16 protein-coding genes and 7 pseudogenes are annotated in these 26,033 nt (G+C 69.9%); 12 read left to right on the forward strand and 11 right to left on the reverse strand.

Annotation, left to right across the window (positions count from 1 at the left end; translation table 11 throughout):
• Nucleotides 1-23: 23 nt before the first annotated feature.
• Nucleotides 24-557 (reverse strand): annotated as a pseudogene (locus tag ACQEV8_RS12310) (non-reducing end alpha-L-arabinofuranosidase family hydrolase); the annotation flags it as partial.
• Between ACQEV8_RS12310 and ACQEV8_RS12315 the strand changes: the two are divergent.
• A pseudogene (locus tag ACQEV8_RS12315) lies at nt 541-1,050 on the forward strand (IS200/IS605 family accessory protein TnpB-related protein); the annotation flags it as partial. The pseudogenes ACQEV8_RS12310 and ACQEV8_RS12315 sit on opposite strands and share 17 nt — an antisense overlap.
• Here ACQEV8_RS12315 and ACQEV8_RS12320 read toward each other — a convergent pair.
• The 6 genes from ACQEV8_RS12320 to ACQEV8_RS12345 form a co-directional block, all read right to left on the reverse strand.
• Complete coding sequence (locus tag ACQEV8_RS12320) at nt 1,025-2,440, reverse strand: glycoside hydrolase family 30 protein (protein ID WP_432959686.1); 1,416 nt, start codon at nt 2,438-2,440, stop codon at nt 1,025-1,027. The pseudogene ACQEV8_RS12315 and the gene ACQEV8_RS12320 sit on opposite strands and share 26 nt — an antisense overlap.
• 157 nt (nt 2,441-2,597) lie before the next feature.
• Nucleotides 2,598-3,983 carry an alpha-amylase gene (locus ACQEV8_RS12325; RefSeq protein WP_432959687.1) on the reverse strand — a complete coding sequence of 462 codons (1,386 nt, stop codon included), beginning with the start codon at nt 3,981-3,983 and terminating at the stop codon, nt 2,598-2,600.
• Between the two features lie 119 nt (nt 3,984-4,102).
• Complete coding sequence (locus tag ACQEV8_RS12330; protein ID WP_432959688.1) at nt 4,103-5,800, reverse strand: glycoside hydrolase family 13 protein; 1,698 nt, start codon at nt 5,798-5,800, stop codon at nt 4,103-4,105.
• Between the two features lie 218 nt (nt 5,801-6,018).
• Entirely contained in the window at nt 6,019-6,882 is an 864-nt protein-coding gene (locus ACQEV8_RS12335; protein WP_432959689.1) for a sugar ABC transporter permease, read from the reverse strand.
• A gap of 14 nt (nt 6,883-6,896) precedes the next feature.
• Complete coding sequence (locus tag ACQEV8_RS12340; protein WP_432959690.1) at nt 6,897-7,901, reverse strand: carbohydrate ABC transporter permease; 1,005 nt, start codon at nt 7,899-7,901, stop codon at nt 6,897-6,899.
• Between the two features lie 127 nt (nt 7,902-8,028).
• Nucleotides 8,029-9,297 (reverse strand): extracellular solute-binding protein, encoded by a 1,269-nt coding sequence (locus ACQEV8_RS12345; protein WP_432959691.1) that lies wholly within the window; start codon nt 9,295-9,297, stop codon nt 8,029-8,031.
• 403 nt (nt 9,298-9,700) lie between these two features.
• Here ACQEV8_RS12345 and ACQEV8_RS12350 point away from each other — a divergent pair.
• Nucleotides 9,701-10,734: pseudogene (locus tag ACQEV8_RS12350) on the forward strand (LacI family DNA-binding transcriptional regulator).
• A 96-nt stretch (nt 10,735-10,830) separates the two neighbouring features.
• Nucleotides 10,831-11,661, forward strand: coding sequence for a phosphatase PAP2 family protein (locus ACQEV8_RS12355; RefSeq protein WP_432959692.1), 831 nt, complete (start codon nt 10,831-10,833; stop codon nt 11,659-11,661).
• Between the two features lie 27 nt (nt 11,662-11,688).
• Here ACQEV8_RS12355 and ACQEV8_RS12360 read toward each other — a convergent pair.
• Nucleotides 11,689-14,696, reverse strand: a pseudogene (locus ACQEV8_RS12360) (bifunctional [glutamine synthetase] adenylyltransferase/[glutamine synthetase]-adenylyl-L-tyrosine phosphorylase).
• 169 nt (nt 14,697-14,865) lie between these two features.
• Here ACQEV8_RS12360 and ACQEV8_RS12365 point away from each other — a divergent pair.
• Together ACQEV8_RS12365 and ACQEV8_RS12370 are read left to right on the forward strand one after the other, a co-directional pair.
• Nucleotides 14,866-15,377 (forward strand): annotated as a pseudogene (locus ACQEV8_RS12365) (pyridoxamine 5'-phosphate oxidase family protein).
• Between the two features lie 61 nt (nt 15,378-15,438).
• Complete coding sequence (locus tag ACQEV8_RS12370) at nt 15,439-15,885, forward strand: VOC family protein (RefSeq protein ID WP_432959693.1); 447 nt, start codon at nt 15,439-15,441, stop codon at nt 15,883-15,885.
• An 88-nt stretch (nt 15,886-15,973) separates the two neighbouring features.
• Here ACQEV8_RS12370 and glnA read toward each other — a convergent pair whose 3' ends face one another.
• Nucleotides 15,974-17,335 carry a type I glutamate--ammonia ligase gene (gene glnA, locus ACQEV8_RS12375; protein WP_184596240.1) on the reverse strand — a complete coding sequence of 454 codons (1,362 nt, stop codon included), beginning with the start codon at nt 17,333-17,335 and terminating at the stop codon, nt 15,974-15,976.
• Nucleotides 17,336-17,630: 295 nt separating this feature from the next.
• Here glnA and ACQEV8_RS12380 point away from each other — a divergent pair.
• Nucleotides 17,631-17,783: pseudogene (locus tag ACQEV8_RS12380) on the forward strand (hemin transporter); the annotation flags it as partial.
• A 224-nt stretch (nt 17,784-18,007) separates the two neighbouring features.
• A complete protein-coding gene (locus ACQEV8_RS12385; protein ID WP_432959694.1) occupies nt 18,008-19,348 on the forward strand; it encodes an RNA-guided endonuclease InsQ/TnpB family protein in 1,341 nt (446 codons plus the stop codon).
• 63 nt (nt 19,349-19,411) lie between these two features.
• Here the strand turns inward: ACQEV8_RS12385 and ACQEV8_RS12390 are convergent, their stop codons facing one another.
• A complete protein-coding gene (locus ACQEV8_RS12390; RefSeq protein ID WP_432959695.1) occupies nt 19,412-19,858 on the reverse strand; it encodes an RrF2 family transcriptional regulator in 447 nt (148 codons plus the stop codon).
• A 204-nt stretch (nt 19,859-20,062) separates the two neighbouring features.
• Here ACQEV8_RS12390 and ACQEV8_RS12395 point away from each other — a divergent pair, with 204 nt between their 5' ends.
• From ACQEV8_RS12395 to ACQEV8_RS12410, 4 genes are all read left to right on the forward strand, one after another.
• The gene (locus ACQEV8_RS12395; RefSeq protein WP_432959696.1) at nt 20,063-20,734 is read left to right on the forward strand and encodes a DUF3105 domain-containing protein; all 672 of its coding nucleotides are present in this window, start codon (nt 20,063-20,065) and stop codon (nt 20,732-20,734) included.
• On the forward strand, nt 20,731-21,348 hold the full coding sequence (locus tag ACQEV8_RS12400) for a DUF305 domain-containing protein (RefSeq protein WP_432959697.1): 618 nt from the start codon (nt 20,731-20,733) through the stop codon (nt 21,346-21,348). The genes ACQEV8_RS12395 and ACQEV8_RS12400 overlap by 4 nt, the downstream gene beginning before the upstream one ends.
• A gap of 187 nt (nt 21,349-21,535) precedes the next feature.
• Entirely contained in the window at nt 21,536-23,479 is a 1,944-nt protein-coding gene (locus tag ACQEV8_RS12405) for a S53 family peptidase (protein ID WP_432959698.1), read from the forward strand.
• A gap of 78 nt (nt 23,480-23,557) precedes the next feature.
• Nucleotides 23,558-25,312 carry an NAD+ synthase gene (locus tag ACQEV8_RS12410; RefSeq protein ID WP_432959699.1) on the forward strand — a complete coding sequence of 585 codons (1,755 nt, stop codon included), beginning with the start codon at nt 23,558-23,560 and terminating at the stop codon, nt 25,310-25,312.
• Between the two features lie 86 nt (nt 25,313-25,398).
• On the opposite strand, the gene ACQEV8_RS12415 is transcribed toward ACQEV8_RS12410, so the two are convergent.
• Nucleotides 25,399-25,566 (reverse strand): CGNR zinc finger domain-containing protein, encoded by a 168-nt coding sequence (locus tag ACQEV8_RS12415; protein WP_432959700.1) that lies wholly within the window; start codon nt 25,564-25,566, stop codon nt 25,399-25,401.
• Nucleotides 25,567-25,640: 74 nt separating this feature from the next.
• Between ACQEV8_RS12415 and ACQEV8_RS12420 the strand changes: the two are divergent.
• A pseudogene (locus ACQEV8_RS12420) lies at nt 25,641-25,979 on the forward strand (transferase); the annotation flags it as partial.
• Nucleotides 25,980-26,033: the final 54 nt, after the last annotated feature.

The following is a 26,033-nucleotide window of genomic DNA, read 5'->3' on the forward strand; positions in this document are numbered from 1 at the left end:
CCTGAAACCATCGGAAAGAACTTTCAACACGTGGAGTTGGTCTGCGTCAACAGGCCCAGCCGCCACGGGAGCGTGTTGTAGGGGCCGCTCGCCGAGGGGTTCAGCCCCTGGTAGAGGTACTGGAGCCGGCACGGATTGACCGTGAGCGTCTGGTCGTTGGTGTGGCGGACCATCTCGCCGTGGCTGATGTCCTGGCTCCAGGGGGTGCCGCTGAAGGTGACGTTGTTCGAGCGCGCGAAGGGGTTGGTCTCGGTGTCGGCCAGCGGGGTCCAGCCGCCGGCGATGCTGTTCGACGTCCAGGAGCGGAAGTACCGCTTGCCGTTGCCGCCGATCGCCTCGTTGAGCAGCAGATAGGTGTTGGAGTCCTTGAGCTTGTAGACGTCGGCGGCCTCCCAGAGGCGGTACTTGTCGGAGTCCTGGAGCGCGATGACGGTGTTGGTGAAGCCGTTCGGGAAGGCGGCCAGGCTGGTCTCCGAGCGGTACAGGTGGCCGTTGTCGTCGGAGGAGAACAGGTAGCACTTGGCGCTGTCGCAGATGTTCCAGAAGTCGACCCAGAAGCACGGCCGCCGACGCCGCTTCCGGCAGCTGATCTCGGGCATGCCCACCGGCAGGCTGCGGGCCCGGCTGACCTCGATGGCCGACCAGAGCGGCATCAGCATCATCGCCGTCGACCCCGCCTACACCAGCAAGTGGGGCGCCCAGCACTGGCAGCAGCCACTGTCCACCCCCACCCGCAAGACCACCCGGCACGATGCCGCGAGCATCGCGATCGGCAGGCGCGCCCAAGGGCATCCGATCCGGCGACGGCCGACACCGCCCCGTGCACACCAGAGCGATGTGCACGGGCATCGGACCGTCCAGGCCCGACCGGACACCCCCGGGCGTGAGGGACCCCGCCCCCGCATTCCCGGACCACGGACACGATCCGTGCCGCCGGACGCGGGCCGTACGCGGGCGACCAGGACATCCACCACCGTTCGGGATGTCCGCAGTGACCAGGAACGGGTCCAGGACTCACTCCTGCTCACTGAACAGGAACGGTGTAGGTGACGAGCGAGCGGGCCGGAACCGTGGCCTTCAGTGACCCGCCGGTGACCGGCACGGCCGACTGCCGGGCGGTGCTCCGGGAGCCGTTGGTCAGGTACGGGGTCGCCGTTTTGGCGGTGAACCCGATGTTCTGGAGACTGAAGGACACCGGGGTGGCACTGGACGCCGCGTTGAGCGCCACGACCGTCAAGGTGCCGTCGGCGTTGCGGAACGCCGAGAGCCTGAGGTTGCCGTCGGACGTGGTGGCGCCGATGCGGGTCGCGCCGGGCCGGATGAAGCGGCTGTAGTTCGCCAGGGCCCACAGGCGCTTGGAGACGTGGTAGTTCGCGCCGTCCATCTGGATCAGCCCACGGGTGGCGCCGGTCGAGGCGCCGTACCAGTACACGTAGCCGCTGGTGTTGCCCTTGGTCAGGGCGTCGTGCACGGCACCCGCGACCGTGAAGCCGTCGTAGCCGCTGCCGTCGTCCCACGCCTCGTTCCAGGTGGTGCCGTCGGGCGACCACTCCGACATCCAGGTGCGCTTGCCGGTCGGCAGCGGCCCGTCGATCTTGCTGGCGTACGTGTGGCCGGCATGGGTGTCGACGAAGCCGCGGGCCGTCGCGTCGGCCTCGATGGCGCTGGTGTAGTTCTTCTGCTGGTTCCAGCCGAAGGAGTCGCAGCAGACGACCTTGTAGCCGCCGGCCCTCGCCACCGGGCCGAAGACCTTGGTGAACTCGACCGCCTGGGCGGGCGTGAGCCGCATGGAGTCGTAGGTGGCCGTCCAGTCGGGCTCGTTGGTGAACCCGAGGTCGTTGATCCGGATGCCTTCCTGGGCGTAGAACTTGGCGTACTGGACCAGGTAGTTCGCGTACGCCTTGCGCCAGTCGCCGCTCGCGCAGGAGGCACCGGCGAGGCCGCACAGGGTGCCGCCGTTGGCATCCGTCCCGTTGGTCTTCATATAGCCGGGCGCGGTCCAGGCATCGGCGTAGAAGCGGTTCACGCCGTAGGCCTTGGCCTGCTGGGCGAGCCAGACCTGGCCCTTGTCGTTGCGGTCCCACACGTACTTGGGGGTCGCGTTCGGTCCGCCGGGGTCGGTCGGCTGGATGCCCGAGTCGATGCCGAGGCGCAGGATGCTCAGCCCGACGCCGGTGCTCCGGCTGAACAGCAGGTCGAGGATCTCTCGCTGGCGCTGCGCGGGCAGGCCCTGCGAGCCGCGCATGATCTCGGCCCGGCCGAAGTGCTCGGAGATGCCGAAGCCGTCGATGGGCTGGTGCCGGGTAGCCCCGTCGATGGTCGCGGAGGCGTCCGCCCGGGTGGGTGCCGCTTCAGCGGTTACTCCCGCGGTCGCGAGCAGCACCGCGAGGGCGGTGATCGTCCACGTTCTGAGTCCGCGCAGCATGATCCGTCCCGTCATGGGAGCGCTCCCAGTGGTATGAGGTCGCCCCCCGGGTTTCCGGGGGCGGAGTGTTCGAGATGCTGAACAATGTTCAGGGAGTTGCCACTGTGGGGGGAACGTAGGGCAGCGTTCCGGAAGCGTCAATCCCTCACGCACCGCACCGGGGCGCTCGCGCTCAGCAGCTCGACCGGCCAGCGTGGAGGGCGAGTGCGGTGTTCGCGCCGAGGGTGGCGGTGAACTGGCCGGCGGAGTTCACGGTCACGGCCGTGTTGTTCTGCACGTTGCAGTACGTCCCCGCCGGCAGCGAGGTCTGGTAGGTCCGGCTCAGCGAGCCCGACTCGTGGTTGATGGCCACGAAGCCCTTGCTCCCCCGCCCGAACGCGATGGCGTCGCCTCCGTTGTCCCACCAGTCGGTGACGGCCTCGCCCCGCGTGGCGTTGCGGAAGGCGACCATCGACTTGATCTCCGGCCAGTTGTGCTGGCACTTCCAGCCGTCCTGCCAGCAGGCGTTCACCTGACCGCCGTTCGGCGGACCGGCGTCGTGGTCGCTGAACTCGTAGCCGGAGTTGATGTCCGGGGCGCCGTAGGGCCAGGCCAGCATGAAGACGTTGGCGAGGGTGTAGTCGGCGTTGTCCTTGTAGCTGAGGGTCGAGCCGTTGCGCTCGGTGTCGTGGTTGTCGACGAAGACGCCGGAGACGCCGCTGTTCATGTAGCCCCAGCCCTCGCCGTAGTTCTTCAGATAGGCGAGGTTCTCGTTGTTGAAGACCCGCTTGAGGTCGTAGGCGTAGCGGAACTCCTGGACGTCGCCGTTACTCGTGTATTCAGTGGGCTGGACGGCCTCGCCGGAGCCGTAGATCACCTCCTGCTTCCAGTACACCGACGGGTTGCTCAGGCGGGACTTGATGTTCGCCAGGTCGGCCGTGTCCATGTGCTTGACCGCGTCGACGCGGAAGCCGTCCACGCCGAGGGAGAGGAGGTCGTTCATGTACCCGGCGATCGCGCCGCGCACGTAGTTCTCGCCGGTGTCGAGGTCTGCGAGGTTCACCAGCTCGCAGTGCTGGACGTTCCAGCGGTCCTGGTAGTTGCCGATCTGGCTCGTACAGTCGTCGAAGTCCGGCGCGGAGTACAGGCCGGGGTAGTTGTACTTGCTGTACGAGGAGCCGCCGGTGCCGGTGCCGCTGCCCGCCGACATGTGGTTGATGACGGTGTCGGCGACGACCTTCACACCGGCCGCGTGGCAGGTGTTCACCATGTCCCGGAAGGCCGTGCGGTCGCCGAGCCGGCCGGCGATCTTGTAGCTGACCGGCTGGTACGACGTCCACCACTGGGAGCCCTGTATGTGCTCGGCGGGCGGGGAGACCTGGACGTAGCCGTATCCGGCGGGCCCGAGCGTGTTGGTGCACTCGCGGGCGACGGAGGCGAAGTTCCACTCGAAGAGGACGGCGGTGACGTCCTTGGTGCCAGGTGGGGAGGCCTGCACACTAGTCGGGTTCATGACAACCACAGCCGCGGCGAGCGCGACGGCGGCGGAGAGATGTCCGGAGGGGTATCTGCGTGCCATGTGGGGTTTCCTTCTTCGTTGAAGGTTCTTGCTGCAAGGTTCAGAAACCTTGCGGTGACGCAGATGGTAGAGGCCCGCCACCCGAAAGGGCAGCGGGCCGTACGAAATTCAAAGGAAAATCAGGCGCGGGCCCCCACGGTCGCGGTGGTCCACCACACCGTGCTGTCGGCCGGCACCTTCGCCTCGTCGTCGACCAGGACGACCTCGCCGCTCGCGAGCAGCACCCGGCCGTACGCAGGCAGCGCCACCGACTCCCCGGTGGTGTTCGCGACGCACACGAACTCCCCGCGCCGGAAGGCGAGCACCCCCTCGGGCGCCCGCAGCCACTCCACGGACGTACCGGCGCCGAGGTCGGGCTGCTCGCGGCGCACGGCGAGCGCGGCCCGGTACAGCTCCAGGGTCGAGCCCGGCTCCCCGGTCTGCGCCTCGACGCTCAGCTCGCCCCACCCGTCCGGCTGCGGCAGCCAGCTGCCGCCGTCACCGAAGCCGTACGACGACCCGGCCCGGGTCCACGGGATCGGCACCCGGCACCCGTCGCGGAAGCCGTCCTGGCCGGCGCCCCGGAAGTACGCCGGGTCCTGACGCACCTCGTCCGGCAGGTCGACGACGTCGGGCAGCCCGAGCTCCTCACCCTGGTAGACGTAGGCCGAGCCGGGCAGCGCCAGCATGAGCAGGCTCGCGGCCCGGGCCCTGCGCAGCCCCAGTTCCCGGTCGCCGGCCAGCCGGATCTGGGTGCCGAGCCCTGCCGGGTTGGCGAACCGGGTGGCGTGCCGGGTCACGTCGTGGTTGGACAGCACCCAGGTGGCGGGGGCTCCGACCGGGCGCATGGCGTCCAGGGTGCGGTCGATGACCTCGCGCATCTCCTCGGCGTCCCAGTGGGTGCTGAGGTACTGGAAGTTGAAGGCCTGGTGCAGCTCGTCCGGGCGGACGTAGTGGGCGGTGCGCTCGATGGTCGGTGTCCAGGCCTCGGCGACGAAGATCCTCTCCCCCGCGTACTCGTCGAGGATGAGCCGCCACTGCCGGTAGATCTCGTGCACGCCCTCCTGGTCGAAGAACGGCATGACATCGTTGCCCAGCAGCTTCACCTGGTCGTGGGATCCAAGGTCGGGCAGCCCCTCCGCCTTCACCAGACCGTGGGCGACGTCGACGCGGAAGCCGTCGACGCCCATGTCCAGCCAGAAGCGCAGGATGGAGCGGAACTCGTCGCCGACCGCCGGGTGCTCCCAGTCGAAGTCGGGCTGCTCGGGGGCGAAGAGGTGCAGGTACCACTCTCCGGGCGTGCCGTCGGGTTCGGTGACCCGGGTCCATGCGGGGCCGCCGAAGATCGACTCCCAGTCGTTGGGCGGCAGCTCGCCGTCGGCCCCCTTGCCGGGACGGAAGTGGTAGCGCTCCCGGAGCGGGGAGCCCGGGCCCTCGGCGACGGCCCGCTTGAACCACTCGTGCTGGTCGGAGGAGTGGTTCGGGACCAGGTCGACGATGATCCGCAGGCCCAGTGCGTGGGCGTCGCGGATCAGCGCGTCGGCGTCCAGGAGGTTGCCGAACATGGGATCGACGGCCCGGTAGTCGGCGACGTCGTAGCCGGCGTCGGCCTGCGGCGAGGCGTAGAAGGGGCTGAGCCACACGGCGTCCACGCCGAGGTCGCGCAGATACGGCAGACGGGTGCGGACACCTTCCAGGTCGCCCATGCCGTCGCCGTTGCTGTCGGCGAAGCTGCGCGGGTACACCTGGTAGATCACCGCGTCCCGCCACCAGTCACGGCGCTTGGCGACGGCCGTCGCGGAAGTCGGGGTCGGGGCGGCTGAGTGCTGCTGGCTCATGTCGTCCTTGATGCGTAACAGGGGGGTGGTCAGGTGAGACGTGGGGTGGGATGACGAGGTGGCCGCGGTACAGCGGGGTCGGATGGGCACCGCGGCCACCTCGGGCTTCTGGAGTGCGGTTCGGCAGTGCCCCCAGGGGCGCGGGGAACTGTGCGAGCAACCACGGCGGCGCCGCGGCCGAGCGACGACCTGCCCCGGCTCCACCAGCGGAGCGTGCGTCACCCCTTCGTGCCACCGGCAGTGAGGCCCGTCACCAGGTTCTTCTGCACGAGGTAGAAGAAGACGGCAGCCGGTATCGCGATCAGCACAGCCGTCGCGGCCATCAGGTTCCGCTGCGCGTCGTGCTCGCTCACAAAGGTCTGCAGACCGACGGCAAAGGTGTACTTGTCGTCGCTCAGCATGAACGTCGAGGCGAACGCGACCTCACCGAAGGCCGTGAGGAAGCTGTAGAACGCCGCGACCGCGAGGCCGGGCTTCGCGAGCGGCAGGATCAGCCGCGCGAACGTGCCGAAGGGGGTCAGCCCGTCGACGCGCCCGGCCTCGTCGATCTCGAACGGGATGGTGTCGAAATAGCCCTTCATCAGCCAGGCGCAGTACGGCACGATCGTGGTGCAGTTGACAAGGATGAGACCAAGGTAGCTGTCGATGAGCTGGAGATCCGAGAGGATCTGGTACATCGGCACGATCAGTACCGCGATGGGGAACATCTGGGTGACCAGCAGCACCCACATCAGCTTCCGGTAGCCGGGGAAGCGCATGCGGGAGACCGCGTAGCCGGTGGACGCCGCGACGACGACGCCGATGAGCGTCGTGCCCAGCCCCACGATCAGCGTGCTCTTCAGCCAGTCGAAGAAGCCGGTGTCCTGGAGGACGAACGCGTAGTTGTCGAGCGCCATCTTGCCCCAGATGCGTCCGGGGTGGAGGTAGTCGTCCTTGTCCGGGCCGAGGGACAGGAAGACCAGCCAGGCGATCGGGAAGAGCGCGGTCAGGCTCGCGCCGATCAGCACGGCGTGCGAGGCGAGGGAGGCCGCGCGGCTGTTCTCGCCGCGCCGGCGGACCGCGGTGGTACTCGTCGTGCTCATTTCGGGCTCCTGCCTCAGATCGCGAGCTGCTGCTCGTTGCGGTTCAGCCAGCGGCGGTAGAAGGAGGTGAAGACGATCAGCATGGACAGGAGCAGGATTCCGTAGGCGGCGGACTGGGCGTAGTCGCGCGGCTGCTGTCCGAAGCCCAGTTGCCAGGCCCAGGTCACGAGGATCTGGGCGTCGGGTGCGGTGTTGCCGAACAACAGGAAGATGATGGCGAACTGGTTGAAGGTCCAGATGACTCCGAGGAGTACGACCGTCGTGCTGACGGACCTGAGGCCGGGCAGAGTGACGTAGCGGAACCGCTGCCAGGCATTGGCGCCGTCCATCTCGGAGGCCTCGTACAGGCTCGCGTCGATCGACTGCAGGCCTCCGAGCAGCGAGACCATCATGAACGGCACACCGCACCAGGTGTTGACCATGATCGCGGCGAACCGCTGCCAGAAGGTGTCCTCCAGCCACAGCGGCGTCGGCAGGTGCAGCAGCTCCAGGCCGGAGTTGATGACGCCGCCGTCGGCGAGCATGAACCGCCAGCCGAAGACGGTGACGAAGGTCGGGACCGCCCAGGGCAGCACCAGGACCATCCGGTAGAGGGTGCGGCCGCGCAGCTTCTGGTTGAGCAGCAGCGCGAGCCCGAGGCCGATGCCGTAGTGCAGGGCGACACAGGCCGCCGTCCAGAAGCCCGTCCACAGGAAGTGCGACCAGAAGCGGTCGTACGCCGTCGGGCCCCACAGGATGTCGGCGTAGTTGTCCAGGCCGATGAACTTGTAGGTGGCGTCGATCTCGTTGACGCCGATCGTGCGGGCGGTGTTGAGGCTGGTGGCGTCGGTGAGCGTGAGGTACAGGCCGTACGCCAGCGGGTACAGCACGAGGACCCCGAGGACGATCGCCACCGGGGCGACCATCGCGTAGGCGTACCAGTGCCTGTGGAAGCCGTTCTTCAGCCGCCGGCCCGGCCCGGGGCGCGGTTCCCGCTCACCGCTCCGCTTGCCGGTCGCTCGGTCGATGACGACTGTCATGGTTCGACACCTTCTGGAGGTTCAAGGAGTTCAGGGGGAGCCGCCCAGGCCCGGCAGGCACGGACGCGGACCGGTGGCCGCCGGATCCCCTCCCCCGCGCCAGGAGGATCCGGCGGCCACGCGGCGGTCACTTGGAGAAGTCGGGCACCAGCTTGGTGATGGCGGTCTCGGCATCGCCGAGGCCCTTGTCCAGGGACTCCTTGCCGCCGGCGATCTCGATCAGCTCGTCGTCCAGCGGGCCCCACAGGGAGCTGTACTCGGGCAGCGCCGGGCGCGGCTGGGCGGAGGACAGCACGCCCTGGTAGCCGGCGATGCCGGGGTCGGCCTTGACCTCGGCGGTGTAGGCGTCCTCGCGGGTGGGGAGCGTGGAGTTCTTCAGCGCGATGGTCTCCTGGGCCTTCGCCGAGGTCATGAACTTCACGAACTTCAGCGAGGCCTCCTGGTGGGCCTTGTCCGAGCCCGCGTACACGGAGAGGTTGTGGCCGCCGGTCGGGGCGCCCGCCTTGCCGGTGGAGCCGGCCGGGACGGTGGCGATGCCGAGGTCGTTCTTGTCCTTGAAGGCGGAGCCCTTGTAGAAGTTGGTGATCTCCCACGGGCCCTGGACGATCGAGGCGACCTTGCCGCTGACGAACGCCTCCTGAATGTGGGCGTAGGCGTCCGCGGTGGTGTCGGCCTTGTGCAGGCCCTTGCCCTTGAAGAGGCCCTGCCAGGTGCCATAGGCCTTCTTGGCCGCGGGCGAGGTCACGGTGATCTTCTTGGCGTCGACGTCGACGGTGTCGGCGCCCTCGCCGTAGAGGAAGCTCTGCGCGTAGTAGGCCTGGGTGGAGCCCCAGTAGCCGTCGACGCCGGTCTTGTCCTTGATCGTGGCGGCGGCCTTCTTCAGGTCGTCCCAGGTCTTGGGAGCCTCGACGCCGGCCTTCTCGAACAGCGCCTTGTTGTAGACGAGGGCGAGGGTGTCCGTGGTGAAGGGGACGCCGTAGGTCTTGCCCTCGTACTTGGCCTGCTCGATCAGGCTGGGCTGGAACTTGTCCTGCTCGGCGAGGGCCTCGGTGCCGTCGAGCGGCGCGAAGAAGCCCTTCTTGGCGAAGGCCGGGGTCCAGCCGACCTCGGAACGCAGCACGTCGGGGGCGCCCTTGGAACCGGCGGCGGTGTCGAACTTGTTCTGCGCCTGGTCGAAGGGGACGTTGACGTAGTTGACCTTGACGTCCTTGTGGGCCGCCTCGAACTCCTTGACCAGGGCCTTGTACGTCGGCGCCTCGTTGGTGGCGTTGGAGGTGTCCCACCAGGTGATGGTGACCGGGCCGCCGGCCTCGTCGCCGCTGTCGCTTCCGCCGCACGCCGTCGCCGCCAGGGCGAGGGACGCCACCAGCGCGGTGGCCGCTATGCCACGCCGCATGAGTTCTCCTTGAGGGTGAAAGCCCGTTCGTGCTGCCGACTGCGCCGTTGGCCGCCGGGCGTCGGTGAGATTAGCCGCGCTTCACGGACTTGCGAAAGACCTTGCAGCAAAAAGTTGCAAGCGGTGCGGATGGTTACCCCGCCGTGACCTCGCCTCGGCCCCCGCGGAACCCGGATTTCCGGCTGTTCGGCGGGGAGTCGGACAGCTGTGCAAGACTCTGCAAGCACTTGCCATCCGCTTCCGTCGGGGGAATCATCCGTTGCGGATCGGACGCCGGCCACGACCTCTTCTCGACTCTTTGGGGACCGCGATGACCCAGCAACCCGCAGCCGGCCGTGGGACGGCGCGCACCAGGCGTCCCGTCGGTGCGCAAGGTGGACCCCGGCCGCTACAGTCCGGTGCTGTGACCACACGGCTTGCCGACATCGCCGCCCAGGCGGGGGTGAGCGAAGCGACGGTCAGCCGCGTCCTCAACGGGAAGCCTGGCGTCGCCGCCACCACCCGCCAGTCCGTGCTGGCCGCCCTCGACGTGCTGGGCTACGAACGCCCGGTGCGCCTGCGCCAGCGCAGCGAGGGCCTGGTCGGCCTGATCACCCCCGAGCTGGAGAACCCGATCTTCCCGGCCCTGGCCCAGGTCATCGGCCAGGCACTGACGAGGCAGGGCTACACGCCCGTCCTCGCCACCCAGACCCCGGGCGGCTCCACGGAGGACGAGCTCACGGAGATGCTCGTCGACCGCGGCGTCGCCGGCATCATCTACGTCTCCGGGCTGCACGCGGACACCACCGCCGACATGCAGCGCTACGACCGGCTGCGTGCGCAGGGCGTGCCGTACGTGCTGGTCGACGGCTTCTCGCCGAAGGTGCAGGCGCCGTTCATCTCCCCCGACGACCGCGCCGCGATGAGCCTGGCGGTCACGCACCTGGTGTCCCTGGGGCACCAGCGGATCGGGCTGGCCCTGGGGCCGAAGCGGTTCGTGCCGGTGCAGCGCAAGATCGAGGGGTTCGTGCGCACGATGCAGGACCAGTTGGGGCTGGGCGCCGAGGCCGTGGAGTCGGAGCTGGTCCAGCACTCCCTGTACACGCTGGAGGGCGGGCAGGCCGCGACCGCGGCGTTGATCGAGCGGAACTGCACGGCCGTGGTGTGCGCGAGCGACATGATGGCGCTGGGTGCCATCAGGGCGGCGCGGCAGCTGGGCCTGGACGTGCCGAAGGACATCTCGGTGGTCGGCTTCGACGACTCCCCGCTGATCGCCTTCACCGATCCGCCGCTGACCACGATCCGCAAGCCGGTCCCGGCGATGGGCCAGGCAGCCGTCCGCACGCTGCTGGAGGAGATCGGCGGGACCCCGGCCCCCACAGCGAGTTCGTGTTCATGCCGGAGCTAGTGGTGCGCGGTTCGACCGCGTCCGCACCCGGAGATCGCGGCCGTTCCTGACGCGATGGCCTGATCTCGCCGCAGGCAGAACATGCGACCCGGGCCCGGCCGGGGGATGATCGGTGGGGAAGTCCTTTTCTGGCAGACTTTGCGCCTATGGGTGATACGACCGTGACGAAGCCGGAAGGCCGGGAATCGGCCCTTCCGCAGACCGTTACGGCCGAGAGCGGCCCGGGTCGCCCTCGCCGGTTGCGCGCCCCGCGCCGGCCCCGGTTCTGGTTCGAGATCCTGCTGATCGCGGTGAGTTACTGGACGTACTCGCTGATCCGTAACGCCGTGCCCGAGCAGAAGGCCGAGGCGCTGCGCAACGCCGACTGGATCTGGAAGGCCGAGCACCAGCTGGGCATCGCCGTGGAGGAGTCGGTCAATCACGCCGTGAACACGGTGACTTGGCTGATCATCGGCATGAACTACTACTACGCGACGCTCCACTTCGTGGTGACGCTGGGTGTGCTCGTGTGGCTGTTCCGTTGGCATCCCGGCCGGTACGCGGCGACCCGGCTGGTGCTGTTCGCGACGACCGCCGTCGCCCTGGTCGGCTACTACCTGTATCCCCTGGCGCCCCCGCGCCTGATGAACGGCAGCGACTTCATCGACACCGTCATGGTCCACCAGACCTGGGGATCGATGGCCTCCGGCGACCTGAAGCACATGTCCAACCAGTACGCCGCGATGCCGTCGATGCACATCGGCTGGTCCCTGTGGTGCGGCCTGACGATCTTCGCCCTGGCGTCGATCCCCTGGGTGCGGGTGCTGGGCCTGCTGTACCCGATGCTGACCCTGGTGGTCATCGTCGCCACCGCGAACCACTTCTGGCTGGACGCGGTGGGCGGCCTGCTCTGCCTGGCCTTCGGCTTCGCGGTGGCGAGGCTCTGGTACGGCACCCAGCCGTACGCGCTGCCGCGTCTGGTACCGGCGAGACCCTGACGCCTCGCACTCCCCTGTCCGGCCGGGCTACCGCTCCGCCACCCCGTAGAAGAGCTCCTCCACCACTCCCCGTGCCCTGCGCGCCGTGCGGCGGTACGCGTCGAGCATGTCGCCCGCGTGGCCGGGGCCGTATCCCAGGTAGCGGCCGACGGCCGCGAGTTCGCGGGGCTCGGTGGGGAACGTGTCGCCGGCCCGGCCGCGCACCAGCATCACCGCGTTGCGGACGCGGGTCGCGAGGACCCAGGCCTCGTCCAGGGTCGCGGCGTCCTCCTCAGTGATCAGCCCGGCCGTGCGCGCGGCGGCCAGGGCCTCCCGGGTGCGGGTGGTGCGCAGACCCGGCTCCGCCGAGCCGTGCCGCAGTTGCAGCAGCTGCACGGTCCACTCCACGTCGGAGAGGCCCCCGGGCCCAGCTTGGCGTGCAGCTTGGGGTCGGCGCCGCGCGGCAGCCGCTCGGACTCCATCCGGGCCTTGAGCCGCCGGATCTCGCGTACGGCCTCGTCGTCGAGCCCGTCCGCCCGGTAGCGCAGCGGGTCGATCAGCTCGATGAACCGGCGGCCCAGATCCTCGTCCCCGGCGACGGGCACGGCCCGCAGCAGCGCGTGCGACTCCCAGGTCAGGGACCACCGGCGGTAGTACGCCGCGTACGACTTGAGGGTCCGTACGAGCGGCCCGGACTTGCCCTCGGGGCGCAGGTCGGCGTCGATGAGCAGGGGCGGGTCGGCGCTGGGGATCTGGAGCAGGCGGCGCATCTCCGAGACGACCTTGCCGGCGGCCTGCCCGGCCTCGTGCTCGTCGACGCCGTCCCGCGGCTCGTGCACGAACAGCACGTCCGCGTCGGAGCCGTAGCCCAGCTCGTGGCCGCCGAAACGGCCCATGCCGATGATCGCGAACCGGGTGGGCAGGCTGTCGCCCCAGCCCTCCCGCACCACGGCCCGCAGCGTCCCGGCGAGCGTCGCGGCCGTCAGGTCCGACACCGCGCCGCCGATCCGGTCCACCAGCGCGCCCTGATCGGCCTCGGCGGGCTGCTCCTCGGTGCCGTAGGAGCCGACGATGTCGACGGCGGCCGTACGGAACAGCTCGCGGCGGCGCACCCCGCGTGCGGCGGTGACCGCCTGCGCTGCCCCGTCGGCCCGTTTCACGGCGGCGAGTATCTCCTGCTCCAGATGGGCCAGGGAGCGCGGTGCCAGGCCGCCGCCGTCCCCGTCGCCGAGCAGCGCCACCGCCTCCGGGGCACGCATCAGCAGGTCGGGCGCGAGCCGCCCGGCGGACAGTACGCGGGCGAGGTTCTGCGCGGCGGCGCCCTCGTCCCGCAGCAGCCGCAGGTACCAGGGCGTCTTGCCAAGAGCGTCCGACACCTTGCGGAAGTTGAGCAGGCCCGCGTCCGGGTCGGCGGAGTCGGCGAACCAGCCCAGCAGGACGGGCAGCAGGGTGCGCTGGATGGCGGCCTTGCGGGTGACGCCGGAGGCCAGCGCCTCCAGGTGGCGCAGGGCGGAGGCCGGGTCGGCGTAGCCGAGGGCGACCATGCGCTCCCGGGCCGCCTCGGGCCTGAGCCGGGCCTCTCCGGGAGCGAGCTGGGCGACCGCGTCGAGCAGCGGCCGGTAGAACAGCTTCTCGTGCAGCCTGCGTACGACGGTGGCGTGCCGCCGCCACTCGCGGTGCAGGTCGGCGACCGGGTCGGCGCGCAGACCGAGGGAGCGGCCGATCCGGCGCAGCTCGGCCTCGTTCTCGGGGACGAGGTGGGTCCGCCGCAGCCGGAACAGCTGGATCCGGTGCTCCATGGAGCGCAGGAAGCGGTAGGCCTCGTCGAGCTGGGCGGCATCGGCGCGGCCGACGTAGCCGCCGGCGGCGAGGGCCTTGAGCGCGTCGAGGGTGGTGCCGCTGCGCAGCGAGGTGTCGGTCCGGCCGTGCACCAGCTGGAGCATCTGCACGGCGAACTCGACGTCCCTGAGGCCGCCCGGGCCCAGCTTCAGCTGCCGGTCGACCTCGGCGAGGGGGATGTTCTCCACGACCCGGCGGCGCATCTTCTGCACGTCGGGGACGAAGTTCTCGCGCTCGGCGGCCTTCCATACCAGGGGCTGGACTGCGGCGACGTACTCCTCGCCGAGGTCGAGGTCGCCGGCCACCGGGCGGGCCTTGAGCAGCGCCTGGAACTCCCAGGTCTTGGCCCAGCGCTGGTAGTAGGCGAGGTGGCTGGAGAGGGTCCGCACGAGCGGACCGTTTCTGCCCTCGGGCCGGAGGTTGGCGTCCACAGGCCAGATGGAGCCCTCGACCGTGGTCTCCGAGCAGATCCGCATCATGTGCGAGGCGAGGCGGGTCGCGGCCCGCACGGCCTTGGTCTCGTCGGCCCCCTCGGTGGCCTCCCCCACGAAGATGACGTCCACGTCGGAGACGTAGTTCAGCTCGTGGCCGCCGCACTTGCCCATCGCGACGACGGCGAGCCGGCACAGGGCGGCGTCCTCGGGGGCTGCGGCCTCGGCGAGACCGAGGGCGGCGCGCAGGGTGGCGGTGGCGAGGTCGGCCAGCTCGGCGGCGGACTCGGCGACGCCGGTGGTGCCGCACACGTCCCGGGCGGCGATGGACAGCAGGCAGCGCCGGTAGGCGACGCGCAGGGAGACCGGGTCGGTGGCCTCCGCGAGGCCCGCCTCGAACTCCTCCACCCCGGGGTGCAGGTCGTACGCCTCGTACATGACGAGCGCCTGCCAGTCCCCCGGGTGCCGGGTGAGGTGGTCGGCGAGGGCGGTGGAGGCGCCGAGCACGCCGAGCAGCCGGTCGCGCAGCGGCTTGGCCGCGATCAGCGTGTCGAGCAGCTCCCGGCGGGCGCCGGGGTTCGGCTGGGCCTCCAGCAGCCGGACGAGCCCGAGCAGCGCGAGATCGGGGTCGGCGGTCCCGCCCAGCGCCTCCAGCAGCACCGGGTCGTCGCGCAGGGGGACCAGCTCGGCGCTGTCCAGGAGCCGTTCGGCGGCGGAGGCGTCGGTGAAACCGTGCCGCAGCAGCCGTGTGAAGGTACTGCTCCTGCGCCCCGGCGCCGCCGTCATCCCGGGCCTCCCTCGGAATCGCCTCGGACTTCTTCGGTCTTCTTCGGATCAAGGTCGTACGGGCTCGAGCCTAGTCGCAGACTCCCGGTCAGGCTCCGATGAGTTCGGCAGGCGGACGGGGTCTGCTCTGTCGGGGGTTCTGTCAGGCGAGAGCTCAGGAGGATGTCTGATGACCACCACGCGACCCGAGACCAGGCTGGATCCGCGCTACAGCGACGAGAAGGCCACCGCGACCGACTGGCAGGAGGCCGAAGCGCGGCTCACGGCGGCGGAGCTGTTCTGGATCACGACGGTACGACCGGACGGGCGCCCGCATGTCACCCCCCTGCCCGCGATCTGGTCGGACGGCGCCCTGCACTTCTGCACGGGCCCGGAGAACGCAAGGCGAGGAACCTCGCGGAGAACCCGCAGGTCGTGCTCACCACCGGCACGCCCACGTGGGACCAGGGTTACGACCTGGTGGTGGAGGGCGAGGCGAGGCGCGTGACCGACGACGCCCGGCTACGCGAACTGGCCGCCGGGTGGGAGACGAAGTACGGCAGGTTCTGGCACTTCGAGGTACGGGAGGGCTATTTCCACCACGGCGCGGGGCACGCGGCCGTCTACGCGGTGGCGCCCCGCACGGTTTTCGGCTTCGGTAAGGGGGAGCCGTTCAGCCAGACGAGGTGGCGGTTCGCCTGAGCCGTGATCCGATGCCGGACGGATGCCGGACGAAACGGAAGCCTGACGAAGGAGTCACGCCATGGACTTCACTCTCGAAGTGATCCCGCTGCCCGTCACCGACATCGACCGCGCCCGGGACTTCTACCGGGACAAGGTCGGCTTCCACGTCGACATCGACCAGGAGGTCATGCCCGGGATGCGGATCGTCCAGCTGACGCCTCCCGGCTCCGGCTGTTCGATCGCCCTCGGCGAGTCCATCTGGGAGATGACACCGGGCCCCACCCCGGCCCCCGGCTCGTACCAGGGCCTGCAACTGTGCGTAGCCGACATCAAGGCGGCCCACGCGGAGCTCGTGGAACGCGGCCTCGACGTCTCGGAGCCGGTCCAGTACGCGCCGGACGACGGCGCCACGTTCATGCACTTCACGGACCCGGACGGCAATGGCTGGGCGATCCAGGAGTACCGGCGGCGGGCGACGGAGCCGCTGCATCAGCTGCTGGCGGACCTCAAGCGACAGGGGGCTTGACCCGCCGGACGCCGCAGGAGCGGACGAGGGGCCGACGGTCGGACCGTCGGCCCCCTCCCCTGTCTCCGTGAAGGACCGCTGACCGGCCTTACAGCGCCGGAAGGTTCTTCCGCAGCTCGAACGCCGTGACCTCGCTGCGGTACTCCTCCCACTCCTGGCGCTTGTTGCGCAGGAAGAAGTCGAAGACGTGCTCGCCGAGGGTCTCGGCGACCAGGTCGCTGCGTTCCATGAGGGTCAGGGCCTCGCCGAGGTTCTGCGGGAGGGGTTCGATGCCCATCGCGCGGCGTTCGGCGTCGGAGAGGGCCCAGACGTCGTCCTCGGCGCCCGGCGGGAGCTCGTAGCCCTCCTCGATGCCCTTGAGGCCGGCGGCGAGGAGGAGCGCGTAGGCCAGGTAGGGGTTCGCGCCGGAGTCCAGGGAGCGGACCTCCACCCGGGCCGAGCCGGTCTTGCCGGGCTTGTACATCGGGACGCGGACCAGCGCCGAGCGGTTGTTGTGACCCCAGCAGATGTACGACGGGGCCTCGCCGCCCGCGCCCGCCGTGCGCTCCGCGCCGCCCCAGATGCGCTTGTAGGAGTTGACCCACTGGTTGGTGACCGCGGAGATCTCCGCCGCGTGCCGCAGCAGGCCCGCGATGAAGGAGCGGCCCACCTTGGAGAGCTGGTACTCCGAGCCCGACTCGTAGAAGGCGTTGCGGTCGCCCTCGAAGAGCGAGAGGTGCGTGTGCATGCCGCTGCCCGGGTGCTCGGAGAAGGGCTTGGGCATGAACGTCGCCTGGACGCCCTGCTCCAGCGCCACCTGCTTCATGACCAGGCGGAACGTCATGATGTTGTCGGCCGTGGAGAGCGCGTCGGCGTACCGCAGGTCGATCTCCTGCTGGCCCGGGGCGCCCTCGTGGTGGGAGAACTCGACCGAGATGCCCATCGACTCCAGCATGGTGATCGCCTGGCGGCGGAAGTCCATGCCGACGTTGGTCGGGGTGTGGTCGAAGTAGCCGGAGTTGTCGGCCGGGGTGGGACGGCTGCCGTCCAGCGGCCGGTCCTTCAGCAGGAAGAACTCGATCTCCGGGTGGGTGTAGAACGTGAAGCCCAGGTCGGAGGTGCGGGCCAGGGCGCGCTTGAGGACGTAGCGCGGGTCGGCGAAGGACGGGGAGCCGTCCGGCATGAGGATGTCGCAGAACATGCGGGCCGTGCCCGGGGCCTCCGCGCGCCAGGGCAGGATCTGGAAGGTCGACGGGTCCGGCTTGGCGATCATGTCGGACTCGTAGACCCGGGCGAAGCCCTCGATCGCGGAGCCGTCGAAGCCGATGCCCTCGTCGAAGGCCTGTTCCAGCTCGGCCGGGGCCACGGCGACGGACTTGAGGAAGCCCAGCACGTCCGTGAACCACAGGCGTACGAACCGGATGTCGCGCTCCTCCAAGGTCCGGAGCACGAACTCCTGCTGCTTGTCCATCTTCCGCTTCCCCATCCTTGCTGGTCAGGCCGCCTTCTCTTCCGTACCACGGGAGGCGGTCGGGCACCTGAGCATCCCACCACACCACCATTTCGTACGCGTTGCGCACCATGATCGCCCGGCCGGCCCGGGGCCGAACGCCTCACGTACGGCAGGTGAACTGCTCTTCCGCCCATAGTGCCTGCTGACGGCGACATCCGTAACGGCCGGTCCGCTTCGCTGCTCCACCCGCTTAATTTGCATCTCGGATGCAACTTTAAATACCGTGCTCGCAGTCGAGCACCGAGGAGCCCCGATGCTGTCCGAGCAGTCCGCCGCCACCGTCCGCGCCACACTCCCCGCCGTCGGCGGGGCCCTCGGCGCGATCACCGAGCGCTTCTACGCCGGCCTGTTCGCGGCCCGCCCCGAGCTGCTGCGGGACCTGTTCAACCGGGGCAACCAGGCCGCCCTTGCTTCGGGCAGGGTGCCTGGTCCTTCAGGGCCGGGGTGAATGGCCGTTCTCGCGGAGTGGGGCAGGGGATGCCGGGCCGTCAAGGCAATGCGGCGCTGTCGTCCATGCTGCTAAGGCTGGTCACGGGCCGGTGGCTGGTGCCGGCGTGGTGTGGTCACTCGTGCGGGTGAGTGTGATCGATGGTGTGCGCGGCTGGGGAACGTGCGGTCTAGGTTCGCGGCGTGGCACGGTTTCGGATGTACCCGACGAGCGAGCAGGAGCAGCAGATGCTGCTGCACTGCGCGCACGCCAGGTATGTCTGGAACCTTGCCGTGGAGCAGCACGCGCACTGGCGGCGGGACAAGGCGCACCATCGGCCCGACGGCAAGCGCACTGGAGCCCCCTCGTTCGCCGAGCAGTGCCGTCAACTCACAGAAGCCCGCGCTGCCAGCGAATGGCTGCGCGCCGGGAACCAGACCGTCCAGGCGCAGGCACTCAAGGACTTCGCCAAGGCCAAGGCCGCGCGTTTCACGTCCGGGTTCGGTGAGCCGACCTGGCGCAGGAAGCATGTGCACGAGGGCTTCCGTGTCATCGGCGACGACCGCGTACCCGAGTACGTGCCGGACGGCCGGCCGCTGATCAACCCCAAGACCGGCAAGCAGGTCATGAGCCGCGCCGTCACTGTGCAGAAACTCAACCGGCGGTGGGCGCAGGTGAAGGTGCCGGGCTGTGGATGGGTCCGCTTCCGTCTCAGCTGCAAGGGTGCCCGGCTCCCCGCGGCGAAGACGTTCCGCGTCACCCTCAAGAACGGCCAGTGGCATGCCGCTTTCGCCGTCATCCCCGACCCGATCGACAAGCCGGGCACGGGCGAGGCCATCGGCATCGACCGTGGCGTGACCGTCACCGCCGCGCTCTCCGACGGGCGGAAGCTGAACTGCCCGCACCTCACCGCCCGGGAACGGGCACGGATCCGCAAGCACCAGCGGCGGGCCGCCCGCGCGGAGAAGGGCAGCGAGCGCAAGACGGCCGAGTACGCGAAGGTGGCCAGGCTCAAGGCCAAGGAGGCGAACCGGCGTAAGGACTGGTGCGAGAAGACCTCGACCATGCTCGCCCGCTCCTATGACCTGGTGCGGTTCGAGACGCTGAACATCAAGACGATGACCGCCACGGCCAAGGCGAAGCCCGACCCCGACCAGCCCGGCCAGTACCTCAAGAATGGCCGGGCGGCCAAGGCCGGGCTGAACCGGGGCATCCTCGCCCAGGGCTGGGGCCTGCTGCGCCAGCGCACCGGACACAAAGCCCCCGGACGCGTCGAAGACGTCCCCGCCCCCTACACGTCCCTGCGGTGCAGTGCCTGCGGATGGATCGACAAGAACTCGCGCAAGAGCCAGGCCGAGTTCGTCTGCTCCTCCTGCGGCTTCACCTGCAACGCGGACACCAACGCCAGTATCAACGTCGCGGCAGGACAGGGCGGGATCCCCCGCCCCCGGCGAACAGCCGGTGCCGGAGGGGCGACAACGGCCACAAGCCGTTCGAGCGCCCGTGAACCTCAGCCCACATGGGCTGGAATCCTGCTCTCTTGAAGAGGGGGAGGATGTCAATACGAGGTGTTCGGGCCCCCGCCCGACCCGCACCGGCGCCGGCGCTCAAGCGGAGTGCAGGTTCCCCCGTGAGATCCCCAGCAGCAGCGCCCCCGTCGGCTCCGCCACGATGTCCCGGACCGTGACCGGGTCCAGCGAGGCGAAGAACGCTTCCTGGGCCCGGCGCAGGGCGCCGCGCAGCCGGCAGGCGGAGTTCAGGGGGCAGGGGGTGGCGCCCTCGCAGTCGACGACGTCGCCGTCCCCCTCGAAGGCGCGCACCACAGTGCCCACCGACGCCGCGCGGCCCTGCTCCGTCAGGGTGAGCCCGCCGCCGCGGCCGCGGCGGGCCTCGAGCAGCCCCATGTGCTGGAGCTCGGCGACGACCTTCGCCAGGTGTGTGTACGGCACGTCCATGCCGTCCGCGACCTCCCGGGTCGTCGGACTCGACTCGCCCGCGACGGCGAGCCGCATGAGGACCCGCAGTGCGAGGTCGGTGGAACGCAGCAGCCGCATACCCGCAGCGTAAGTAATGGGAATCTGCGGTTCAAATTATCCGGGCTCCGAGTCTCCAAAGCCTCCGACGCTTCCGAAGCTGTCGGGCGCCTGTCGGTCCCGTATCGATTCAGCCCATTCCTGCGGCCGCTCTACGAGGCGCCCCGTCTCCCCCATTACGATCAGCCCACCCGACCGTCCCACCTTTCCCACGAAGGACACCTCATGGGCTCCGCCAACAAGAGCAGCACGGCACGCAAGGCGCGGATAGAGGAGATGCGGCGCGCCGAGCAGTCCCGTGAGCGCCGCAACCGGATCCTCGTCATCGCGGCCAGCGTGGTGGTCGTGTGCGGTCTCGTCGGCGGCGGTGTCGTGCTCGTGCGGTCCCAGTCCGGCGACGGCGGCAGTGACACCGCCGCCGCGAGTGACACCTCGGGCAAGGGGAAGTTCGTCACGGGCGAGGACGGCGTGAAGACCTGGGAAGGAAAGCTGGCCCGCAACCACGTCGCCAAGGCCGTGAAGTACGCCTCCGAGCCGCCGGTCGGTGGCGACCACAACCAGGTCTGGATGAACTGCAACGGGGACGTCTACACCAAGGCGCTCGACAACACCAACGCCGTGCACTCGCTGGAGCACGGCGCGGTGTGGGTGACGTACAACGCCGACGCGAAGAAGGCCGACATCGACGCGCTCGCGGCGAAGGTGAAGAAGACGCCGTACACGCTGATGAGCCCGATGGACGACCAGAAGGACCCGATCATGCTCTCGGCGTGGGGTCACCAGCGCACGGTGAAGGGCGCGAGCGACCCGGACGTCGACAAGTTCTTCGAGAAGTTCGTGCAGGGCGAGCAGACGCCCGAGCCGGGTGCCGCCTGCACGAACGGGCTGTCGCAGTGAGGCATGCCGGTCTGATCGCCGGGGCGGCGGCGACGGCGCTCGTCGCGGCCGGTGCGATCACCTACGCCGTCGCCGGGGACGAGGGCAGCAGCCGGACCCCCTCCGCCGAGTCCGCGGACGCCGGGTTCGCGCGGGACATGGCGGTGCACCACCAGCAGGCCGTGGAGATGTCGTACATCGTGCGCGACCGCACGAAGGACGAGGACGTGCGGCGCCTCGCGTACGACATCGCGCAGACGCAGGCCAACCAGCGCGGCATGATGATCGGCTGGCTCGACCTGTGGGGGCTGCCCAAGGTGTCCTCCGAGCCGATGGCCTGGATGGACATGGGCGGCATGGCCTCCGGCAAGGACGGCGCGCTGATGCCGGGCATGGCCACCAATACCGAGCTGAGGAAGCTCGGCACGCTGAACGGCAAGCAGGCGGAGGTCTTCTACCTCCAGCTGATGACGGACCATCACAAGGGCGGCGTCCACATGGCCGAGGGCTGTGTGGAGAGGTGCACGGTCGGCGTCGAGAAGCGGCTCGCCCAGGGCATGGTGGAGGCGCAGCAGTCGGAGATCGGCCTCATGGCGGACCTGCTGAAGGAGCGGGGCGCCGCGCCGCGCTCCTAGCGCGGGACTCGCCGGCGCCACCTCCAGGGGGCGTAAGCCTCAAATCGCCCCGCCTTACGGCGTCTTGGGCACTTCTTGGCCTGCGCAGGGTGCTTCTTGGGTTTCGCATTCCCCTGACATGAACGGTTCGTCGCGAGAGTGGCGACGGTCGAGTGATCCACTCGCGACGAACCGCACAGGGGGTTCCATGAGATCCAACCGCGCCAAGGCGCGCACTGGAGTGAGCATCGCGGCGACACTGCCGATGCTCGCCGGTGCGCTGGCGCTCGGCATACCCGCGGCGCACGCCGCCGACCACCCGCTCCGCGACCTGCTGGCCGGGACCCGGCCAGCGTGGGCCACGGCCAAGGCAGACAAGGGCGCCGCCTCGGACGGCGCCCGGATGTCGGCCCGGGTGTATCTCCGAGGCCGCGACGCCGCCGGTCTCGCCGCCTACGCGAAGGCCGTGTCCGACCCGGCGTCCGCCTCGTACGGCAAGTATCTGACCGCCGAGAAGGCGCAGGCCCGCTTCGGCGCGACCAAGGCCCAGGTGACGGCGGTGACGTCCTGGCTGACGGCCGCGGGCCTGAAGGTCACCGGGGTCACGCGGCACTACGTCTCCGTGACCGGTGACGTGGCCGCCGCAGAGAAGGCCTTCGGCGCCCAGCTGCACAACTTCGCCAAGGACGCGAAGACGTACCGGGCTCCGGCGAGCACCGCCTCCGTCCCGGAGAGCCTGTCCGGCGCCGTGCTGACCGTCACCGGCCTGGACGACGCGCCCCACATGGTCACGCACGACGACCAGCTGCCGCCGCCGGACACCGTGTTCCGCAACGCCGGGCCGTTCTCCTCGTACTACGGCTCGAAGACGGCGAGCACGCTGCCGGACGCCTACGGCACGAAGATCCCGTACGCGATCAAGGGTTACACGGGCAAGCAGCTGCGGGCCGCCTACGGCGCGGGCACGCGCACCGGCAAGGGCGTCCGGGTCGCCATCACGGACGCGTACGCCTCGCCGACCATCGCCTATGACGCCGCCACCTACGCCAAGCGCAACGGCGACGCGGCGTGGAAGACCGGCCGGCTGCACCAGGTGCTGCCCAAGAAGTACACGAACACCAAGGACTGCTCGGCCTCCGGCTGGTACGGCGAGGAGACCCTGGACGTCGAGGCCGTGCACGCGGTCGCGCCGGCCTCGGACGTCACCTATGTGGGCGCCGCGTCCTGCACCGACGCCGACCTGCTCGACGCGCTCGGCAAGGTCGTCGACAAGCACCTGGCCGACATCGTGTCCAACTCCTGGGGCGAGGTGGAGGCCGCGCAGACGCCCGACCTCGCGGCGGCCTACGACCAGGTCTTCCAGCTGGGCGCGGTCGAGGGAATCGGCTTCTACTTCTCCTCCGGCGACGACGGCGACGAGGTCGCGAGCTCCGGGACGAAGCAGGTCGACTCCCCGGCCAACTCGGCGTGGGTCACCGCCGTCGGCGGCACCTCGCTGGCCGTCGGCAAGGACGACAAGTACCTCTGGGAGACCGGCTGGGGCACCGAGAAGGCCGACCTGTCGGCCGACGGCAAGAGCTGGACGGGCTTCCCCGGCGCCTTCACCTCCGGCGCGGGCGGCGGCACCAGCAAGACGGTGGCGGAGCCGACCTACCAGCAGGGTGTCGTGCCGGACGCGCTGGCCAAGGCCAACAACGCGGCCGGCAACCGGGTCGTCCCCGACATCGCGGCGATCGCCGACCCGAACACCGGGTTCCTGGTCGGGCAGACGCAGACCCAGCCGGACGGGAAGACGCAGGCGTACAGCGAGTACCGCATCGGCGGCACCTCGCTCGCCGCGCCGACGATCGCGGCCATCCAGGCCCTGGCTCAGGAGGCCCGCGGCGGGAAGGCGATCGGCTTCGCCAACCCGGCGATCTACGCGAAGGCCGGCTCGAAGGCCTACCGCGACGTCACCGACAACCCGACGGGCTCCGGCCTCGCCCTGGCCCGCGTCGACTTCGTGAACGGCTACGACGCCACGGACGGTCTGGCCACGTCCGTGCGCAGCCTGGGCAAGGACAGCTCGCTCGCGGCCGTGAAGGGCTACGACGACGTCACCGGCGTGGGCTCGCCCGCGAGCGGCTACGTGGAGTCGTACCGGCGTCGCTGATCTCCGAGAGTGGACCGGGGTGGTGTGGGGTGACCCACACCACCCCATTGTGTCGCACTGACGATTACACTGGTCGGCGTGCCTCAACTACGTCTCGCCCTGAACCAGATCGATTCGAGCGTCGGCGACCTCGCCGGGAACACCGAGTCGATCGTCCGCTGGACCCGGCACTCCGCCGAGCAGGGAGCGCATCTCGTGGCGTTCCCCGAGATGGTGCTGACCGGGTATCCCGTCGAGGACCTGGCCCTCAGGTCGTCCTTCGTGGAGGCCTCCCGGGCGGCGCTGCGCGCCCTCGCCGGCCGGCTGGCCGACGAGGGCTTCGGGGAGCTGCCGGTGATCGTCGGCTATCTCGACCGCAGTGCGACCGCCCAGCCGAAGTACGGCCAGCCGGCCGGAGCGCCGCAGAACGCGGGGGCGGTGCTGTACGGCGGCGAGGTGGTCCTGAACTACGCCAAGCACCACCTGCCGAACTACGGCGTCTTCGACGAGTTCCGCTACTTCGTGCCCGGCGACAGCATGCCGGTGCTGCGCGTGCACGGCGTGGATGTGGCCCTGGCCATCTGCGAGGACCTCTGGCAGGACGGCGGCCGGGTCCCTGCGGCGCGCTCGGCGCGGGCCGGCCTGCTGGTCTCGATCAACGCCTCCCCCTACGAGCGCAACAAGGACGACACGCGCCTGGACCTGGTCCGCAAGCGGGCCCAGGAGGCCGGCTGCACGACCGCGTACCTGGCCATGATCGGCGGCCAGGACGAGCTGGTGTTCGACGGTGACTCGATCGTCGTGGACAAGGACGGCGAGGTCGTGGCGCGGGCGCCGCAGTTCTCCGAGGGCTGTGTGGTCCTGGACCTGGACCTGCCGGAGGCGTCGGCGGACGCGCCCACCGGCGTGGTGGACGACGGCCTGCGCATCGACCGCGTGGTCGTCTCGGAGAAGCCGCTCGCCCCGTACGAGCGAGAGCTCTCCGGCGGTTACGCGGACCGCCTGGACGACGACGAGGAGGTCTACTCGGCGCTGGTCGTGGGCCTGCGTGCGTACGTCGCGAAGAACGGCTTCAAGTCGGTCCTGATCGGCATGTCGGGCGGCATCGACTCGGCGCTGGTCGCGGCGATCGCGTGCGACGCGGTGGGCGCGCAGAACGTGTACGGCGTGTCGATGCCGTCGAAGTACTCCTCGGACCACTCCAAGGACGACGCGGCGGAGATGGCCCACCGCACGGGCCTGAACTTCCGGACCGTGGCCATCGAGCCGATGTTCGACGCGTACATGGGTTCGCTGGGCCTGACGGGCCTCGCGGAGGAGAACCTCCAGTCGCGCCTGCGCGGCACGCTCCTCATGGCCCTCTCCAACCAGGAGGGCCACATCGTCCTGGCCCCCGGCAACAAGTCGGAACTGGCGGTCGGCTACTCGACGCTCTACGGCGACTCCGTCGGGGCGTACGGCCCCATCAAGGACGTGTACAAGACGTCGGTCTTCCGTCTGGCCGAGTGGCGCAACAGGGCCGCCCGGGAGCGCGGCCAGACCCCGCCGATCCCCGAGAACTCCATCACCAAGCCCCCGAGCGCGGAACTCCGCCCGGGCCAGGTCGACACGGACTCGCTGCCCGACTACCCGGTGCTGGACGCGATCCTCGACCTGTACGTCGACCACGACAAGGGCGCGGACGAGATCGTGGCGGCCGGCTTCGACCGGGAGCTGGTCACGAAGACGCTGCGCATGGTCGACACGGCGGAGTACAAGCGGCGGCAGTACCCGCCGGGCACGAAGATCTCGGCGAAGGGCTTCGGGAAGGACCGGCGGCTACCGATCACGAACGGGTGGCGGGAGTCGGTCTGAGGCGTCCGCCGCGCTGAACACCCTGTGGGAGTCCGGTCGCATGGCGCGGGCTCCCGTGGTTCAGCACTGAAATCGCCTGCCGCCGGTCAGGCAGCGCCCCGTCTCCGCGCCCGATAGGCCGCCGCCTTGACGCGATTGCCGCACTCCTCCATCCCGCACCAAGCGCGCCGCCCTCCCCGTGAGCGGTCCAGGTAGACGCGGGTGCAGCCGGGGCGGCCGCACTCCTTGAGGCGGGCATGGGGGTCGGCCAGCAAGGTGATACCGCTCCGGGCCAGTTGGGACAGTGCCGCAGGGAGGTCCCCCGAGGTGTGCAGGCCCGCGTCGCTGAGCCCGGCGAGCGGCCGGTGTCTTCGCGGACGACGGCCGTGTGAGGGTGCTGACCGGGGACTGGCGGCTGCTCGAGGAGCACGCGCCGTTCGACGTCTTCTTCTGCGACGGCGGGGGCAAGCGGGACGATCCCGGGCGGGTCGTCGAGTTGCTCGCTCCCGGTGGAATGCTCGTCCTGGACGACTTCACCCCGTCCGCCGACTGGCCACCCAGGTTCGAGGGTCAGGTGGACGAGCTGCGGCTGTTCTACCTCACGCATCCGGACCTCGACGCCACCGAAGTCCTCACCACGCCCACCAGTTCGGCGGTCGTCGCGGCGCGGCGCCAGACCCCCCGGTGAACAGAGCGGCAGCCCGTGGGACCTGCCCACGGACCGCCGCCCGAGTCATCGCGC

Origin of the sequence: Streptomyces sp. CA-179760, from assembly GCF_050937045.1 — a bacterium.
In the GTDB taxonomy this organism is placed as follows: Bacteria; Actinomycetota; Actinomycetes; order Streptomycetales; family Streptomycetaceae; genus Streptomyces.

Bases quoted from the DNA above. Each gene is read 5' to 3' on its own strand.
- ACQEV8_RS12320 (WP_432959686.1), bottom strand. From the start codon at position 2,440: ATGACGGGACGGATCATGCTGCGCGGACTCAGAACGTGGACGATCACC.
- ACQEV8_RS12325 (WP_432959687.1), bottom strand. From the start codon at position 3,983: ATGGCACGCAGATACCCCTCCGGACATCTCTCCGCCGCCGTCGCGCTC.
- ACQEV8_RS12330 (WP_432959688.1), bottom strand. From the start codon at position 5,800: ATGAGCCAGCAGCACTCAGCCGCCCCGACCCCGACTTCCGCGACGGCC.
- ACQEV8_RS12335 (WP_432959689.1), bottom strand. From the start codon at position 6,882: ATGAGCACGACGAGTACCACCGCGGTCCGCCGGCGCGGCGAGAACAGC.
- ACQEV8_RS12340 (WP_432959690.1), bottom strand. From the start codon at position 7,901: ATGACAGTCGTCATCGACCGAGCGACCGGCAAGCGGAGCGGTGAGCGG.
- ACQEV8_RS12345 (WP_432959691.1), bottom strand. From the start codon at position 9,297: ATGCGGCGTGGCATAGCGGCCACCGCGCTGGTGGCGTCCCTCGCCCTG.
- ACQEV8_RS12355 (WP_432959692.1), top strand. From the start codon at position 10,831: ATGGGTGATACGACCGTGACGAAGCCGGAAGGCCGGGAATCGGCCCTT.
- ACQEV8_RS12370 (WP_432959693.1), top strand. From the start codon at position 15,439: ATGGACTTCACTCTCGAAGTGATCCCGCTGCCCGTCACCGACATCGAC.
- glnA (WP_184596240.1), bottom strand. From the start codon at position 17,335: ATGGACAAGCAGCAGGAGTTCGTGCTCCGGACCTTGGAGGAGCGCGAC.
- ACQEV8_RS12390 (WP_432959695.1), bottom strand. From the start codon at position 19,858: ATGCGGCTGCTGCGTTCCACCGACCTCGCACTGCGGGTCCTCATGCGG.
- ACQEV8_RS12395 (WP_432959696.1), top strand. From the start codon at position 20,063: ATGGGCTCCGCCAACAAGAGCAGCACGGCACGCAAGGCGCGGATAGAG.
- ACQEV8_RS12405 (WP_432959698.1), top strand. From the start codon at position 21,536: ATGAGATCCAACCGCGCCAAGGCGCGCACTGGAGTGAGCATCGCGGCG.